Origin of the sequence: Ottowia sp., from assembly GCF_047975795.1 — a bacterium.
Taxonomy (GTDB): Bacteria; Pseudomonadota; Gammaproteobacteria; order Burkholderiales; family Burkholderiaceae_C; genus Ottowia.
On sequence record NZ_JBKEEE010000060.1, the window covers coordinates 1 to 16,262 of the forward strand.

14 protein-coding genes are annotated in these 16,262 nt (G+C 61.8%); 8 read left to right on the forward strand and 6 right to left on the reverse strand.

Annotation, left to right across the window (positions count from 1 at the left end; translation table 11 throughout):
- Positions 1–202: 202 nt before the first annotated feature.
- The gene (locus ACK5NW_RS09480) at positions 203–1,498 is read left to right on the forward strand and encodes a YncE family protein (protein WP_416927388.1); all 1,296 of its coding nucleotides are present in this window, start codon (positions 203–205) and stop codon (positions 1,496–1,498) included.
- A gap of 16 nt (positions 1,499–1,514) precedes the next feature.
- Here ACK5NW_RS09480 and ACK5NW_RS09485 read toward each other — a convergent pair whose 3' ends face one another.
- The 6 genes from ACK5NW_RS09485 to ACK5NW_RS09510 all read right to left on the reverse strand — a co-directional run bounded on the left by ACK5NW_RS09485 (position 1,515) and on the right by ACK5NW_RS09510 (position 10,122).
- Positions 1,515–3,158 (reverse strand): acyl-CoA synthetase, encoded by a 1,644-nt coding sequence (locus tag ACK5NW_RS09485; RefSeq protein ID WP_416927390.1) that lies wholly within the window; start codon positions 3,156–3,158, stop codon positions 1,515–1,517.
- 71 nt (positions 3,159–3,229) lie between these two features.
- On the reverse strand, positions 3,230–4,036 hold the full coding sequence (locus ACK5NW_RS09490; RefSeq protein ID WP_416927392.1) for a polysaccharide deacetylase family protein: 807 nt from the start codon (positions 4,034–4,036) through the stop codon (positions 3,230–3,232).
- A gap of 415 nt (positions 4,037–4,451) precedes the next feature.
- Positions 4,452–4,637, reverse strand: a complete 186-nt coding sequence (locus ACK5NW_RS09495; protein WP_416927394.1) for a hypothetical protein — start codon at positions 4,635–4,637, stop codon at positions 4,452–4,454.
- On the reverse strand, positions 4,637–7,033 hold the full coding sequence (gene parC / locus ACK5NW_RS09500; protein ID WP_416927396.1) for a DNA topoisomerase IV subunit A: 2,397 nt from the start codon (positions 7,031–7,033) through the stop codon (positions 4,637–4,639). The genes ACK5NW_RS09495 and parC overlap by 1 nt, the downstream gene beginning before the upstream one ends.
- Positions 7,034–7,111: 78 nt before the next feature.
- Positions 7,112–8,134 (reverse strand): lytic transglycosylase domain-containing protein, encoded by a 1,023-nt coding sequence (locus ACK5NW_RS09505; protein WP_416927398.1) that lies wholly within the window; start codon positions 8,132–8,134, stop codon positions 7,112–7,114.
- Positions 8,134–10,122 (reverse strand): DNA topoisomerase IV subunit B, encoded by a 1,989-nt coding sequence (locus tag ACK5NW_RS09510; protein ID WP_416927400.1) that lies wholly within the window; start codon positions 10,120–10,122, stop codon positions 8,134–8,136. Before ACK5NW_RS09510 ends, ACK5NW_RS09505 begins: the two co-directional genes overlap by 1 nt.
- A 172-nt stretch (positions 10,123–10,294) precedes the next feature.
- Here ACK5NW_RS09510 and ACK5NW_RS09515 point away from each other — a divergent pair, with 172 nt between their 5' ends.
- The 7 genes from ACK5NW_RS09515 to ACK5NW_RS09545 all read left to right on the forward strand — a co-directional run bounded on the left by ACK5NW_RS09515 (position 10,295) and on the right by ACK5NW_RS09545 (position 16,249).
- The gene (locus ACK5NW_RS09515) at positions 10,295–10,843 is read left to right on the forward strand and encodes an ATP-binding cassette domain-containing protein (RefSeq protein WP_416927402.1); all 549 of its coding nucleotides are present in this window, start codon (positions 10,295–10,297) and stop codon (positions 10,841–10,843) included.
- Complete coding sequence (locus ACK5NW_RS09520; RefSeq protein WP_416927404.1) at positions 10,750–11,319, forward strand: hypothetical protein; 570 nt, start codon at positions 10,750–10,752, stop codon at positions 11,317–11,319. Before ACK5NW_RS09515 ends, ACK5NW_RS09520 begins: the two co-directional genes overlap by 94 nt.
- Positions 11,320–11,381: 62 nt before the next feature.
- Positions 11,382–12,605, forward strand: a complete 1,224-nt coding sequence (locus ACK5NW_RS09525) for a hypothetical protein (protein WP_416927406.1) — start codon at positions 11,382–11,384, stop codon at positions 12,603–12,605.
- Positions 12,606–12,634: 29 nt separating this feature from the next.
- Complete coding sequence (locus ACK5NW_RS09530) at positions 12,635–13,219, forward strand: class I SAM-dependent methyltransferase (RefSeq protein WP_416927408.1); 585 nt, start codon at positions 12,635–12,637, stop codon at positions 13,217–13,219.
- 82 nt (positions 13,220–13,301) lie between these two features.
- The gene (gene dapA / locus ACK5NW_RS09535; RefSeq protein WP_416927410.1) at positions 13,302–14,186 is read left to right on the forward strand and encodes a 4-hydroxy-tetrahydrodipicolinate synthase; all 885 of its coding nucleotides are present in this window, start codon (positions 13,302–13,304) and stop codon (positions 14,184–14,186) included.
- 82 nt (positions 14,187–14,268) lie between these two features.
- Positions 14,269–15,396 (forward strand): outer membrane protein assembly factor BamC, encoded by a 1,128-nt coding sequence (gene bamC / locus ACK5NW_RS09540; protein WP_416927412.1) that lies wholly within the window; start codon positions 14,269–14,271, stop codon positions 15,394–15,396.
- 43 nt (positions 15,397–15,439) lie between these two features.
- A complete protein-coding gene (locus ACK5NW_RS09545; protein ID WP_416927414.1) occupies positions 15,440–16,249 on the forward strand; it encodes an MBL fold metallo-hydrolase in 810 nt (269 codons plus the stop codon).
- Positions 16,250–16,262 lie beyond the last annotated feature (13 nt).

A 16,262-nucleotide genomic window follows, 5' to 3' on the forward strand; every position in this document is an offset into this window, starting at 1 on the left:
AAGTCTCAGCGTGCGGGGTGTGGGATGCGAATCAGGATGGGCTGCAAGGCGCAAACCGCAGCAATACCTAGCGGTATCGCGAGGATTTGCAACGCAGCAGACCGCCCGAGGCCGCGCCCACGCACCCGCGCAGAGACGTTGAACACGCTCTAAAGCGCCTCACCAGCGGCTATTTTCCTTCACCTCAAGTCATCGCCCTTTTATGTCTGATTTTGCCTTTCGCCCTATCGTCATGATCGCTGCTGTCACAACGGTGGCGCTGGTCACAGCTGCCCTCATCGCCTGCAGCACGGTGCCTTCTGCCACCCCAGCACAAAGCAACACGCCATCCCGCATCACTGGTGCCACAGCAGCGCCCTACGCACCCATCACCAAAAACCGCATTCAGCACCAGCCTGTCGCAGGTGATGTGGTGGAGCTGGCCCTCAGCGCCCGTCAACAAGCCTTGTTCGTGTCAGCACCTGACTGGCAGGATGAAAGCCGCTCTGCTCTGTTGCGCCTGGACCCCGCCACACTGGCGGTGCAAGCACGCGTGCCGCTCAAGGGTAAGGGCTTTGGCGTAGCGCTGGACGATCAAGCCAACCGCCTGTACCTCACCCAGGGCTTCAACGGTCGCCTGGCCGTGGTCGACACCCAGCACAACCAAGTACTGGCGCGCATTCCGTTGATGGAAAAAGTGAACTTTGAGCGTGCGTACAAAGACAAGGGTTTTTCGGACAAACGATCTGCCTTTTTGCTTAAGGCGCTGGAAGGTTTCAAGATCACCGAGGACTTTCCCTACAAGCTGCGCGAAATGGTGATTGACCAGCGCCACCACCGCGTATTCGCCCCCGGTCTGGGCCTGGGCTTTGACAGCGTGCTGTTCGTAGTCAACACCCAAACCCTCACGCTGGAGAAAACCCTGCCCGGCTTTGGCTATAACGCTGTCGGCATTGCGCTCGACGAAGCACGAAACCGCTTGTTTGTCTCCAACATGGCAGGCCAAATCATGGTGGTCGACACCCAAACTTTGCATGTCACCCAAACACTGGAAGTTGAGGCCGATCAATTGCTGAATCTGGTTTACGACCCTGTAGGCAATCGCCTGTTCGGAGTCGATCAAGGCATTGACCGCGACAACTGGCGCAACAACCATCTGGAACGCCAATACACCCACCGCAGTAGTGGCCACCGTTTCTTTGTGCTGGATGCCGATACCGGTAAAACAATTGCGAGCCTGCCCACAGGTCAGGTTCCCATTGGTCTGAAGTTTGCCCCCCAGCGCCAGCGCATGTACGTCACCAACCGGGGTGGCGTTCGCGTCGATGAAGGTAAGGGTTCGCTCACGGTGTTCGACACCCGGCATTACCGCGAACTGCAAACCATCGCGCTGCCACCCCACCCCAACAGCATGGCGTTGGCCCCCTCAGGCGAGGCGCTTTACATCACGCTGAAGAACGACGCCAACGCCAAAAAAGCCAAGCAACAAGAATCTGTGGTGCGCATTGCACTGCTGTAAAGCAGCCACGGCGCAATCACACATCAATCGCTACGGCCGAGCCGGCCTGCTTGCGCAGCTCAAACTTCTGAATCTTGCCGGTGCTGGTCTTGGGCAGCTCGCCAAAGACGATGGCGCGCGGTACCTTGAAGCCCGCCATGTGCTTCTTGCAGTGGGCCACGATGTCGGCCTCGGTCACCTCGGCGCCGGGCTTCAACTCTAGAAACGCGCACGGCGTTTCACCCCACTTGGGGTCGGGCTTGGCCACCACGGCGGCGGCCAGCACGGCGGGGTGGCGGTAGAGCACGTCTTCGACTTCGATGGAGGAGATGTTCTCACCCCCGGAGATGATGATGTCCTTGCTGCGGTCCTTGATCTTGATGTAGCCGTCGGGGTACTGCACTGCCAGGTCGCCAGAGTGGAACCAGCCGTCGACAAAGGCTTCGGCGGTGGCCTTGGGGTTTTTCAGGTAGCCCTTCATGGCGATGTTGCCACGGAACATGATCTCGCCCATGGTTTCACCATCCATAGGCACCGGCTCCATGGTTTCAGGGTTGCGCACTTGGGCATCCCGCTGCAAGTGGTAACGCACACCCTGACGGGCGTTGAGACGGGCACGTTCGCCAATGTCCAGTGCGTCCCACAACTCGTGCTTGGCGCACACGGTGGCGGGGCCATAGACTTCGGTCAGGCCGTAGACGTGGGTCAAGTCGAACCCCATCTGCTCCATGCCCTCGATCATCGACGCCGGTGGTGCCGCGCCAGCCACCATGGCCTTGACGCCGCACGGCACATCAGCCTTGAAATCATCCGGTGCGTTGACCAGCAGGCCATGCACAATGGGTGCGCCGCAGTAATGGGTCACACCATGCTGACGGATGGCGTCAAAAATAGCCTTGGCTTCCACCCGGCGCAGGCACACGTTGACGCCCGCGCGTGCCGCCACCGTCCACGGAAAGCACCAACCGTTGCAGTGGAACATGGGCAGCGTCCACAAGTAGACGGCGTGCTTGGGCATGTCCCACTCCAGCACGTTGCTGATAGCGTTAGTAGCCGCGCCCCGGTGGTGGTAGACCACGCCCTTGGGGTTACCGGTGGTGCCGCTGGTGTAGTTCAAGGCAATGGCATCCCACTCATCGGCTGGGTATTGCCAGTCAAACGCGGCATCGCCCTGGGCCACAAAGGCGTCGTAGGTGGTGCTGCCGACTTTCTGGCCATCACCAAACAAAACGTCTTCCACGTCGATGATCAACAGCGGTGTCTTGGATGTGCGCAGCGCCAACGCTTTTTTCATCACACTGGCAAATTCAGGATCGACGATGACGGCTTTGGCCTCGCCATGGTCCAGCATGAAGGCCACAGCTTCCGGGTCCAGCCGGGTGTTCAGCGCATTGAGCACGGCACCCGCCATGGGCACGCCAAAGTGTGCCTCCACCATGGGCGGCGTGTTGGGCAGCATCACCGCCACCGTATCGTTCTTGCCAATACCGGCCTTTTGCAACGCACTGGCCAACTGGCGGCAGCGGCGGTAGGTGTCGGCCCAGCTCTGGTGCCGCTCGCCGTGCACGATGGCCAGTCGGTCAGGGTAAACCTCTGCTGTGCGCTGAATAAAGGCCAGCGGCGTGATGGGGACAAAGTTGGCCGAGGTGCGCGGTAGATCGGTGTCATAAATGCTGGCCATACGGAACTCCTGATGGGTGGTGGATGCCCAACCATTCTATGGATTGAACAGCAGCGGCCAGATGCGCTGGTTCAACGATGTTCGCTTATCCAGTCTTGGTAGTCTGGGTGTTCGTTCAGAGTGCGAAAGCAAAAGCCGCGCTCTTTCAACCCTGCGATCAGCTCATCCAGCCCCACCGGCATCTGCGGTACCTCGCGCGACCATATGCCCAGGTGTGTCAACAGCACGTTGCCGGGCTGCACGCTGGTGACCGTTTGTGCGACCTGCCCCCGGGTCGCACCCTTGGCGCTGGGCGCAGCGCCACCGGGAAAATCGATCGGCGTGGCCGTAATATGCTGCCAGCCGCAGGCCCGGGCCGCCTCCAGCAGCCGGGGTGACGTGCGCCCGCCCGGTGCCCTGAACAGCGACAGCGTTGGCACACCGGTGACATAGCTCAGTCGGTCGGCCGCCTGTTGGATGTTGTCGCAGTACTTGGCCGCGCTCCAGGTAAAGGTGCGGCCAGCAAAAGCCCCTGTCGCGGGCCGTACCCGGAACTGCGGCGGCACACCGCGTTCATCGCCCAGCCAGTGAACTTCGTCGCGCGTGCGCGAAGCAAAGGCATGGCCTTCGCCACCACGCGCCTTCCACCAGGGTGCCCAGTGGGTGTCCAGGCTGTCGCCGCGGACCGTGCGCGCAGCCGATCCTAAAAAGGTAACCCGCACCTGCTGGCGTCGCAGTATCACAGCCACCATGGGTGCCACATCCATCGAGCCAGTTTCGAACGCCAGATACACTGGCGTTTCGCAAGTTGGTGGCGTGGTTTGCGATTGCGCACTGGCCGAGGCAATCCCTATATTCAGTGCCAACATCAAGCCCAGGTGACGGCGTGTGATGTGCATGTGGTGCTTTCTTTCAACCTAGATCCGGCAGCTGGACGCATCCGATGGTGCTGTGATCGGCGTGCCAGGCAAGACGCGAGGACGCTGCGGGCTTTCTGCTCGCAAGGACGAGCAACGCTGCATGGCGCGGCGAGCGCAGTGCCAGTGGGTGCGGTCCGCCTTGACCTCCAAGGTGAGCGTGGAAAAAAGCAGAAAGTTGTGTATTCATGCGGCTTTCAAGAAAAACTCAAGCGGTCAACTGCTGGATCTAGTGTCCTGAATTGCAAATTCGTTGAACAAATCCACCGAGAATCGGCACCATGCGGCGTTGCAAAGCCTCGCTATACCGCCCGGTATCGCTGCGTTTTGCGCCTTGTCTGGTACCGATGTCGGTAAATTTCTCATTTCAACGAACTTACAACTCAGGACACTGGGTTCAATCGCGCTCACGCCGCTCGCGCGCCCGGCGCTGCTGGCGGGTTTCAGCCGCACGGGCGGCGGCGATGTCTTTGTCGCGCCGCTTGGATCGCCAGCCGCGCGACAGCCAGCGGCCCAGCGCAAAGCTGCCTGCGGCGCACACCAGCATCAGGATGATGGCGATGGGTGAAATGCCGCCATCCATCATTCGACGCGCGTGATACCGCTGGGCTTGAAGCCCAGATCGGCCGCTTTGCCTTTGCGCGCGCGCGCGGTGCGGGCATTGTTCAGGCTGCGTATTTCAAGCTGCTCTTCGCGCGGCTTGCCGCCACGGCCCACGCCGGTGATGCGCACGCTGCGGGTGTAGGCGGCGGCACCAGCCAGGCGGTCTTTAGGCTCCAGGTCAATCAAGGTCAGGCCGCGCCCACCTTTTTCCATCAGCTTCAGTTCATTAATCTCAAAAGTCAGGATACGCCCGCCTACGGAGGCACAAGCGACATGCGTTGCAGCTATTTTTTCAATAGCTGATACCACTTGACCTGATTGCGCTGAAACCGGTTTTGACTCTAGATCCAGAGCCACAATGGAAGGCTGGCAAACTTCTTCGCCCTCGCCCACGGTGATGAAGGCTTTGCCCGCGCGTTGGCGCGACAGCATGTGCTCAACCCGTGCCAGAAAACCATAACCGCCTGAGCCAGACAGCAGCAGCGTGGTGCGCTCGCTGCCCGCAAAGTAGTGCAACGGGCGGGTGCCGGTTTCCAGATCAATCAGCGTGGTGATGGGCTGGCCGTCACCACGCGCGCCCGGCAGGTTGGCCACCGGCACGCTGTAGACGCGGCCGTTGCTGCCGAACACCAGTAAATGATCAATGGTGCGGCATTCAAAGGTGCCGTACAGCCCATCACCGGCCTTGAAGGCAAAACCCGCCGCGTCGTGCCCGTGGCCGCTGCGGGCGCGCACCCAGCCTTTTTCGCTGACCACCACCGTCACCGGTTCATCCAGCACCTTGACCTCGGCCACGGTTTTTTTCTCGGCCTGGATCAGGGTGCGGCGCGGGTCGGCAAACTGTTTGGCGTCGGCTTCGATCTCCTTGACCATCAGGCGCTTCAAGCTGGACGGGTTACCCAGAATGTCCTCCAAACCAGCTTGCTCTTTGCGCAGCTCGGCCAGTTCCTGCTCGATCTTGATGGCCTCCAGCCGGGCCAACTGGCGCAGGCGAATGTCGAGAATGTCGTCCGCCTGCCGCTCCGTCAGGTTAAAGCGCGCGATCAGCGCCGCCTTGGGTTCGTCGCTGGTGCGGATGATGGCGATCACCTCGTCGATGTTCAGCAGCACCAGTTGCCGCCCTTCGAGGATGTGGATACGCTCCAGCACCTTGCCCAGGCGGTGCTGGCTGCGCCGGGTGATGGTCTGCTGGCGGAACTCGATCCACTCGACCAGCATCTGGCGCAGGCTTTTTTGCACCGGCTTGCCGTCCAGGCCGACGCTGGTCAGGTTGATGGATGCGCTGCTCTCCAGGCTGGTGTGCGCCAGCAGGGTGTGGGCCAGCTCATCCTGGCCGATGGTGCGGCTTTTGGGCTCGAACACCAAGCGCACCGCCGCGTCTTTGCTGGATTCATCACGCACTTCGTCCAGCACTGCCAGCACGCTGGCTTTGAGTTGCGTCTGGTCCTGCGTCAACGCCTTCTTGCCGTTCTTGACCTTGGGGTTTGTGAGCTCTTCGATCTCTTCGAGCACCTTCTGCGACGAGGTGCCGGGCGGCAGCTCGGTCACCACCAGTTGCCATTGGCCGCGCGCCAGGTCCTCGATCTTCCAGCGTGCGCGCACCTTCAGGCTGCCGCGACCTGAGCGGTAGGCGTCGGCAATGTCGCTGGGGGCACTGATGATCTGGCCGCCACCGGGGTAGTCCGGGCCGGGCAGCAGGCCGAACAGTTCGTCCTCGGACAGTTTGGGGGTTTTGACCAACGCCACGCAGGCATCGGCCACCTCGCGCAGGTTGTGGCTGGGGATTTCACAGGCCATGCCGACGGCAATACCGCTGGCACCGTTGAGCAGCGCGAACGGCAGCCGCGCAGGCAACTGGCGTGGCTCTTGCTCGCGGCCGTCGTAGTTGGGCACGAAGTCGACCGTGCCCATGTCAACCTCATCGAGCAGCAGACGGGCGATTTTGGCCAGCCGCGTCTCGGTATAACGCATGGCGGCAGCACCGTCGCCGTCGCGGCTGCCAAAGTTGCCCTGACCGTCGATCAGCGGATAGCGCAGGCTAAAGTCCTGCGCCATGCGCACCAGCGCGTCGTACGCCGCCGTATCGCCATGCGGATGAAACTTGCCCAGCACGTCGCCCACCACGCGCGCGCTTTTGACCGGCGTGGCCGCCGTGTTACCGCCCGCGCCGCCGTACCCTAAGCCCATGCGGTCCATGACGTACAGGATGCGGCGCTGCACGGGCTTTTGGCCGTCGCACACATCAGGCAGCGCGCGGCCCTTGACCACGCTGAGGGCGTATTCCAGGTAAGCCCGCTGGGCGTAGGTGGCCAGGGCCAGATCGTCGTCCAAGCCACCACCGCCACTGTTCATATCCAGAACCGTTTGATCACTCATGAAGTCACTGCAAAAACAGAAATTGAAAAATAAAAAGACAACTGAAAAAGCAAAAGGCCGGTATGGCTGCGCTGCCCGCTACAAGGTGCGGTCTCTGGCTGCTGTGCTTTTGCTCAAAGCGTCGGTAGCCTTCTGGGGCACTGCATCGGCCACTGCATCCACCGCCGAATCGGCCACTACCGCCTTACGACTGCGCGGCGCAGCGCCTGCCAGTTCCACCCGCACCCGGCCAGAGCGGCGCGCGGCCACCGTCATGGCCTCTTTGGTCACCACGCCTGCTGACTTGGCGCTCGCCACCGCCACGGGCGGCTTGAAAGCGGCGTACAGCCCCAGCACGGTTTTGACGTAGCCTTGTGTCTCGCGGTAATTGGGAATCTGGTTGCCCGCGCGCTGCACCGCGCCCTCGCCCGCGTTGTAGGCGGCCAGCGCCAGATCGAGCTGGCCTTTGAACAGCCGGATCAGATAGGCCAGGTAACGCGCCCCGGCGTCGATGTTGGTACGTGGGTCAGTCAGCTTGTCTTGCACGCTGCGCACAGGCAGCGGCTGGCCTTTGCGGCCCAGACGCGGGGCTTTGTCGGCCACCACGCCATAACGCTCGGCGGTGGTTGGCATCAGTTGCATCAGCCCCACGGCACCTTTGGGCGATACAGCGTCGGCGTTAAAACCCGACTCAGCCGCCACCACGGCCTTGAGCAACGCGACATCCAGTTTGTGCGCTTTGGCCGCGGCTTGCAAATGCTTGTGCACCGCCTGATAGCTTTTTGAGGCATCCAGGCGGGCAAAGCGCTTGGGCATGACCCATTTCGTCGATGCGCTGGTCAATGCGTTGCCCGATTGGGCATCTTGCGCTTGACGGCCCCCACCTTGCAGCCCCGCCGCCATACCGCCCGACAAATCCAGGCGGGCCACGTCGTTGCCCTTGTAATACAGGCGATAGCGCTCATCCACCTGGCTGGCAGCAAAGTGCGTGGTGCCCTGCCCGTCCACCCAGGCCCACAGGTCAGCTTGCGCCTGAAAACTTGATAACGATAGTAAAAAAGCAAGCCATGCAAAGCGCCAATGCCTTAAATGACTTGCCAAAACCATGTGTGGCAGCCGCATCAGATATCCAGCTCCACCGCATCGCCATGCAGCTCCATCAGCTCACGCCGGGCAGCGGCTTCGCCTTTGCCCATGAGCTTGGTCATCTCGGCTGCCGTCTGGCTGAAATCAAATGCCCCCAGGCGCACCGGCATCAAGCGGCGGGTGTCGGGGTTGAGGGTGGTTTCCCACAACTGCTCGGCATTCATTTCACCCAGCCCCTTGAAGCGGCTGATGGTCCATTTGCCTTCAGCCACGCCGTCCTTGCGCAGTTTGTCGAGGATGGCGGTCAGCTCGCCTTCATCCAGCGCGTACATCTTGGCCGCAGGTTTTTTACCGCGTGCCGGGGCATCCACCCGGAACAACGGCGGGCGCGCCACAAACACGTGTCCCGCCTCGATCAGCTTGGGAAAGTGGCGGAAAAACAGTGTCAGCAGCAGCACCTGGATGTGCGAGCCGTCCACATCAGCGTCGCTCAAGATGCAGATCTTTCCGTAACGCAGCCCCGTCAAATCCACTTGCGCATCCGGCCCATGCGGATCGACGCCAATGGCCACCGAGATATCGTGCACCTCGGTGTTTTTGAACAACAGGTCACGATCGACCTCCCAGGTGTTGAGCACCTTGCCGCGCAGCGGCAGCACGGCCTGCGTCTCTTTGTCACGCCCCATTTTGGCGCTGCCTCCCGCCGAATCACCTTCGACCAGAAACACTTCATTCAAGGCGATATCGCGGCTTTCGCAGTCGGTCAACTTGCCTGGCAGCACGGCCACGCCGCTGCCCTTGCGCTTTTCCACCTTTTGGCCGGCGCGCTGGCGGGTTTGGGCGGCCTTGATGGCCAGCTCGGCCAGTTTTTTGCCGTAATCGACATGCTGGTTCAACCACAGATCCAGCGCTGGGCGCACGTAGCCCGACACCAGCCGCAGCGCATCGCGCGAGTTCAGCCGCTCCTTGATCTGGCCCTGGAACTGCGGATCCAGCACCTTGGCTGAGAGCACGTAGCTGGCGCGCGCGAACACGTCTTCAGGCATCAGCTTGACGCCTTTGGGCAGCAGCGCATGCAGCTCGATAAAGCTCTTGACAGCCTGAAACAGCCCATCGCGCAGGCCGCTGTCGTGGGTGCCACCGGCGCTGGTGGGGATCAGGTTGACGTAGCTCTCGCGCACCGGCGCGCCGTCTTCAGTAAACGCCACCGCCCACTGCGCGCCTTCGCCTTCGGCAAAGGCTTCGGCGTCTTTACCGGCGTAGCCCTCACCCTCGAAGACTGGAATCACAGTGTCGGCGGGCAAGGTTTGTTCCAGATAGTCGCGCAGGCCGCCTTTGTACTGCCAGCTCTGAGTGTCTTTTTTCTTCTCGTCGATCAACTGCACCGTCACGCCGGGCATCAGCACCGCCTTGCTGCGCAGCAGGTGTACCAGCTCGCCATGCGGCAGTGCGGCCGATTCAAAATATTGGGCATCGGGCCAGGCACGCACGCTGGTGCCCTGCTTGCGGTCGCCTTCGGCGCTGCCCTGACTGGGGCGCACCGCAAGCGGCTCCACCACGTCACCGCCCGAAAACACGATGCGTGCCACCTGGCCTTCGCGGTAGCTGCTCACTTCCAGCCGCTTGGACAAAGCATTGGTCACACTCACGCCCACACCATGCAACCCGCCTGAAAAGCTGTAGGCCCCGCCCGATCCCTTGTCGAACTTGCCACCGGCGTGCAGACGGGTGAACACCAGCTCGACCACTGGGGCCTTTTCTTCAGGGTGCAGCCCAAACGGAATGCCCCGGCCATCGTCTTCCACGCTGATCGAGCCATCGGCATGCAGCGTGACCTTGATCTTTTTGCCGTAGCCCGCCAGCGCCTCATCAGCAGCGTTGTCGATCACCTCTTGCACGACGTGCAGCGGGTTGTCGGTGCGGGTGTACATGCCCGGGCGCTGTTTGACAGGCTCCAGCCCCTTGAGCACACGGATCGAGCCTTCAGAATAGCCCGTGTTGGACGATGCGGATTGCGTTGCCATAACCGTATATTCTAGCGCGCCAATCCATAATTACTGTATGTAATTACAGATTACCCCGCAGCCGCAGCCGTTTGCTGTAATTCGCTGTGGAGACTGCCTTCTAAACTCGCAAAAAAGGTCAGCACATACAGGTTTACGCTGTAGCCCGCTTGATTTCCAGCCATCGCATCACATGAGCACACCACCCATCATCGAGATCAATCATCTGACTTACGACTACCCGGACTTGCGCGCACTGCGGCATATATCGACCACCATCCCGCGCCACAGCGTGACGGCGTTGGTCGGCCCCAATGGGGCGGGCAAAACCACGCTGCTGCGTTGCATTGCGGGGCTGGAAACTCCGGTAGCGGGCGAGGTGGTGGTGGGCGGCCTGTCAGTGCGCAAGCATCCCCGTCAGGTACACCGCATCATGGGCTATCTGCCCGATCACTTTGGGCTGTACAGCGACCTGACGGTGCAGCAATGCCTGCAATATGCCGCGCGTTCACAAGGGCTGGCGTTCAGTGCCGTGGACGATGCGGTACAACACACGTTGGCGCGCCTGAAACTGTCTGACAAGCTGCACCACCGCGCGGGCAACGCCAGCGGTTGGCGATTGGCCAGTCCATCATTCACCAGCCCCAAGTGCTGCTGCTGGACGAACCGGCCAGCGGGCTGGACCCGGAGGCGCGTGCCGATCTGGCGCAGCTATTCACACAACTGCGACAAGACGGCATGAGCCTGCTGGTGTCCAGCCACATCCTGGCCGAGCTGGATGCCTACTGCACCCACATGCTGGCGCTCAACCAGGGGCAGGTGCTGGAGTTGCGTGCGCTGGGTTCCTCATTGGCTGGCGCAACACCCAAAGATGGGCCGCAGACGCGACTGCACTACCGGCTACAGCTTCGCTCCAGCCTGGAGCCAGCGCTGCAATGGCTGCGTCAGCATCCACAAGTTGAAGATTTGACAACGGTGGGGGCCGACAGGCTGGAATTTTTTCTGCATGACGATCTGGACGCCATGGCCACCATCATTCGGGAACTGGTGGTTGGTGGCCACGCACTGGTGGCCGCCGAGCGCATTCAGGAAGACCTGCAAGCCTCGTATCTGCGCAGCTTGCAAAAACAACGCGCAGGCGAAAACACCGCAAACGAAAACACAGGCAGCAGCAAGCCAACCCGCGACCAAACAAACTCAGAGGCACCCGCAGCATGAACCCGGAGTTTCAACGGCAACTGTGGTTGCGTTTTTCAATCAGCCGACTCCTTGGCATGCCGATGGTGATACTTTTGGCAGCTTTGGCCTTTTACGTGCTGTCAGACAGTTCGCTGGAGGCAGTGAGCAACTTGGGCGCAGTGGGTTTTGTGCTGATGACCGCAGGCATTGGTGTGGGCGCAGCCGCCAACAGCGTGACCGATGAACTGCTGGAACAAACCTGGGACCAGCAACGCCTGTGCGCCATGCAGCCCTGGCCCATGGCCTGGGGCAAGCTGCTGGGATCGACGCTGTTTGCCTGGTACGGCAGCCTGTTTTGCTGGGCTATTGCGGTGACGCTTGAGCCAGCGTCAATGCCGCTGCTCCAGAGCGCCCTGCTGACCGTGCTGGGCATTTTGGTGGGTCTGGCCGCGCAAGCGCTGGCTTTGACGTTCAGCCTGGTGGCCGCCGAACACGGCGGCACACGCCAAGGCCGGGCCTTCACATGGCTGGCATTGCTGCTGGTTGTGCCATGGTTGCTTGGCTTCATCAGCACTTCAAGCTCGCGCCTGGATGAATCGGTGCAGTGGTATGGTTTGACAACCAGCGCCCTCAAATTTCTGCTAGCCAGTGCGGCGCTGGCCTGCATTTGTGCACTGACTGCCGCTTGGCGCAGCATGGCCCGGGCCTTGCTGGTGCGGCAATGGCCCTGGGGCTGGCTGACTCTGGGGCTGATCGCGACCATCTACATCGCGGGCCTCATGCCCGACATCACCTGGCCCCTATTCGCAGCGGTGGGCTTTGTGGTCGCCTCCAGCATGACTTATCTGGCCCTGCTGCAAGAGCGCGCTTCGCTGCCCACCTGGAAGCGGCTGGTGGCCGATGCACGCTCGGGCGACTGGTCAGCCGCCATTCAGTCGCTGCCATTGTGGCCAACCACTTTGACTCTGGCAGCACTGTTCACACTGCTGCTGCCATGGAGCGACTTGGGGTCAGTCTTGGATTTTTTGCAAGCCAGTCTGCCAGTACTGCTGCTGTTGCTGATGCGGGACTGCATGATGGCGCTGTGCATCGGGTTTTCTGTGCGCGCACGCAGCGCCACGGCGGTTTTCTTGCTCTACATGCTGGTGGCGTGGCTGTTGTTGCCGCTGATCCTCAGCGGCGAAGCCACGCGCCCAGCCCTGGTGCTGGTGATGCCGGTTTATGAAAATAGCTGGACTGCACTGATTGTGGCGCTGGCACACGCTTTGCTGGCGGCCTTCTTGCTCACCAAAGTGGTCCGCCTGAAGACGCGGCTGGCGACGTAGCGCCTGTCAACGCCCCCTGTTGGTAAGCCATGCCCTGTACGAACGCACCTCCCCTCGCGACATTTTCTGCTACACCCTCCCCCTGGCTCATCCGCTGGGCGCATTTGATCGCCCCCGGCACGGCGGTGCTGGACGTGGCCTGCGGTTCAGGCCGCCATTTGCATTGGCTGGCAAACCAAGGCCATCCAGTGACGGGGGTAGACCGTGATGGTGCTGCCTTGGCCAGCTTGGCGGACGTTGGCGAGCTGATTGAGGCCGACATTGAAAACGCCCCTTGGCCGCTGACGGGCAGACAGTTTGGCGGTGTGGTGGTGACCAACTACCTGTGGAGGCCATTGATACCGCAAATTCTGGCCAGCGTGGCACCGGGCGGCGTGCTGATTTACGAAACCTTCGCTGTCGGCAACGAAACCGTGGGCAAGCCCTCGCGCCCTGATTTTTTACTGCGCCCGGGCGAGCTGCTGGCCGCTTGCGCAGCGCCAAACTGGCGCATGGTGGCTTATGAAGATGGTTTTTTATCCAAGCCAGCGCGCTTTGTGCAGCGCATTGCCGCCGTGCGCCTGTCCGATCAACCGCAGGCTTCGCCCGCACGTTATCCATTGCAAGCGGTCTGAAAAAAACACACCCATGCCTTTCAACGCACCGTGTTGAACCGCACACTAAAATAGTTGTTTTGTGCCACATTTCACGCCATCCATGACACCCATTACTGGCAGCATCGTCGCCCTGGTCACCCCCATGCTGGAGGGCGGCAGTGTGGATTACCCCGCCCTGCGCCAACTGATCGACTGGCACATAGCCGAGGGCACCGACTGCATTGGCGTGGTGGGCACCACGGGCGAATCACCCACTGTGAACGTCGAGGAACATCAAGAGATCATCCGCGTGGCGGTCGAACAAGCCCAAGGGCGAGTGCCCGTGATGGCCGGTTGCGGTGCCAATTCCACCGCCGAGGCGATCGAGCTGGCACGTTACGCCAAAAAAGTAGGGGCCGACAGTCAGTTGCAGGTGGTGCCCTACTACAACAAGCCCACGCAAGAAGGCCAGTACCAGCATTTCAAAGCCATCGCCGAAGCCGTGGGCGACTTGCCCATGGTGTTGTACAACGTGCCGGGCCGCACCGTGGCCGATATGCAGCACGACACGGTGCTGCGCCTGGCCCAGGTGCCGGGCATCGTCGGTATCAAAGAAGCCACGGGCAATATCGAGCGCGCGCAATGGCTGATCCGCGACGTGCCCAAGGACTTTGCCGTGCTCTCGGGCGACGACCCCACGGCTGTGGCGCTGATGTTGTGCGGCGGCCAGGGCAACATCAGCGTCACCGCCAACGTTGCGCCGCGCCTGATGCACGAGTTGTGCGTGGCCGCCATGACGGGTGACCGTGCCAAGGCCATGCAGATCCAGCTCAAACTGATGCCCGTGCACAAACACCTGTTTGTCGAGGCCAACCCCATCCCCGTCAAATGGGCCGTCGCCCGCATGGGCCTGTGCGGCCCCACCATGCGCCTGCCCATGACACCGCTGTCGCCCGCCAACCAACCGGTGGTTGAGCAAGCCCTGCGCGACGCGGGCCTGCTGTAATGGTCGCCGCAAAACTGTTCCTCTTTTGATAGCTTGTTAGGCTTTCTGCCATTGCGCTAGAGCCTGATTTCGATTGGAAAATATGTTGAAACCCAAGTTTGATATCCCCCCCGGCTTGACGACCCTGAGCGTCGCCACGCTGCTGGCCGTCAGCGGCTGCTCGGTGCTGGAGCCTGACAAGATCGACTACAAAAGCGCAGGCCAAGGCACCTCACTCGAAGTGCCGCCCGATTTGACCCAACTGCCCGGCCAGTCGCGTTACAACGTGCCCGGTGGCACCGTCACCGCCAGCAGCTATGAAGCCGGTCAGGCCGCTGCCACCACTGCGGGCACACCCACGGCGAACAACCAGATCGGCGATGTGCACTTCATGCGCCAGGGCAACGAGCGCTGGCTACGCGTGGATCGCCCGGCCGACAAAGTGTGGGGGCCGACGCGCGACTTCTGGCTGGAAAACGGCTTCTTGCTGGCCATCGACCAGCGCAACATCGGCCTGCTGGAAACCGACTGGGCCGAAAACCGCGCCAAGATCCCGCAGGACATCATCCGCACCACCATTGGCAAGGTGTTCGATTCGCTGTACTCCACTGGCGAGCGTGACCGCTTTCGCACCCGGATGGAACGCAATGCCGATGGCGGCACCGACATTTTCATCACCCACCGGGGCATGGAAGAGGTGTATTCATCGGCCCGGCGCGACCAGACCGTGTGGCAGCCGCGCGCCGCCGACCCCGAGCTGGAAGCCGAATTCTTGCGCCGCCTGATGGTCAAGCTGGGCGTCTCGCAAGAGCAGTCCCAGGCCCTGATGGCCGCAGGTGCCAGCCCCGCTGCGGCAGCAGCATCCACCTCCAACGTTGTGGCCCTGCCTGGTGGCGCACCTGCCGTCTCCTTAAGCGACGACTTTGACCGCGCCTGGCGTCGCGTGGGCCTGGCGCTGGACCGCACCGGCTTCACCGTCGAGGACCGTGACCGCAGCAAGGGCCTGTACTTTGTGCGCTACGTCGATCCCACCGTCGAGAAAAAAGAAGCCTCGCTGTTTGGCCGCATCTTTGGATCTCCTGCGCCCCAGCTACCAACCTCCAAATACCAGGTTTCGGTTCAAACCACAGGCCAGCAAAGCACCGTCACCGTGCTCAGCGATGCCGGTGGCCCCGCACCACAGGCCGATGCCCAGCGCATCGTCAAGGTGCTGGCCGACGAGCTGAAGTAAACGCTGCCAAGAACGCGCCACCTCTACGCGCCCACCCACACACATGCTGCGCTTTTGCAGCCTGGCCAGCGGCAGCCAGGGCAATGCCACGCTGGTCGAAGCCTTTGATGGCACCCACCACACGCGCGTGCTGATCGACTGTGGTTTGGGCGAGCGCCAGTTGAACGCCCGCCTCAGTAAGTTGAACCTGTCACCCGCGCAACTGGACGGCATTTTTCTCACCCACGAGCACGGCGACCACACCGGTTGTGCGCTCGCTGTGTCCGCCCGCTGGCGTGTGCCCATCTGGACCAGCGCAGGCACCTGGGGCGCACTGGCACCCAAAACCTCAAAACCCAAGCCGCTCCTCAATCAAACACCTGCTGCGCCGCCACCTGTTCACCTTTGCAGTGACGGACAAACTGTGCATATCGGCGGCTTGCAACTGCATCCCTTCACCGTGCCCCATGACGCGCGCGAACCACTACAACTGACGTGTTCTGACGGCAACCGCCGCCTGGGCATCTTGACCGATCTGGGCCACGTCACTGCGCATGCGCTGGCACAGTTGGCAAACTGCCACGCCTTATTGCTGGAAAGCAACCACTGCCCTGATTTGCTGGCCGATTCGCATTACCCGCCGTTTCTCAAACGGCGCGTAGGCGGATCGCACGGGCACCTGAGCAACCCCCAAGCCGCCGCTGCATTGAAAGCGTTGAGCCACCCTGCCTTGCACACCGTCGTCGGCGCCCATTTGAGCGAACACAACAACCGCCCCGCGCTGGTGCAAGCCAGCTTTGCCCAGGTGCTGGGTTGCGCCCCTGATGAGGTGCTGCTGAGCAGTCGTCACGGCCTGGACTGGTCAAGCGTGTGAGCCAAAACGGGCC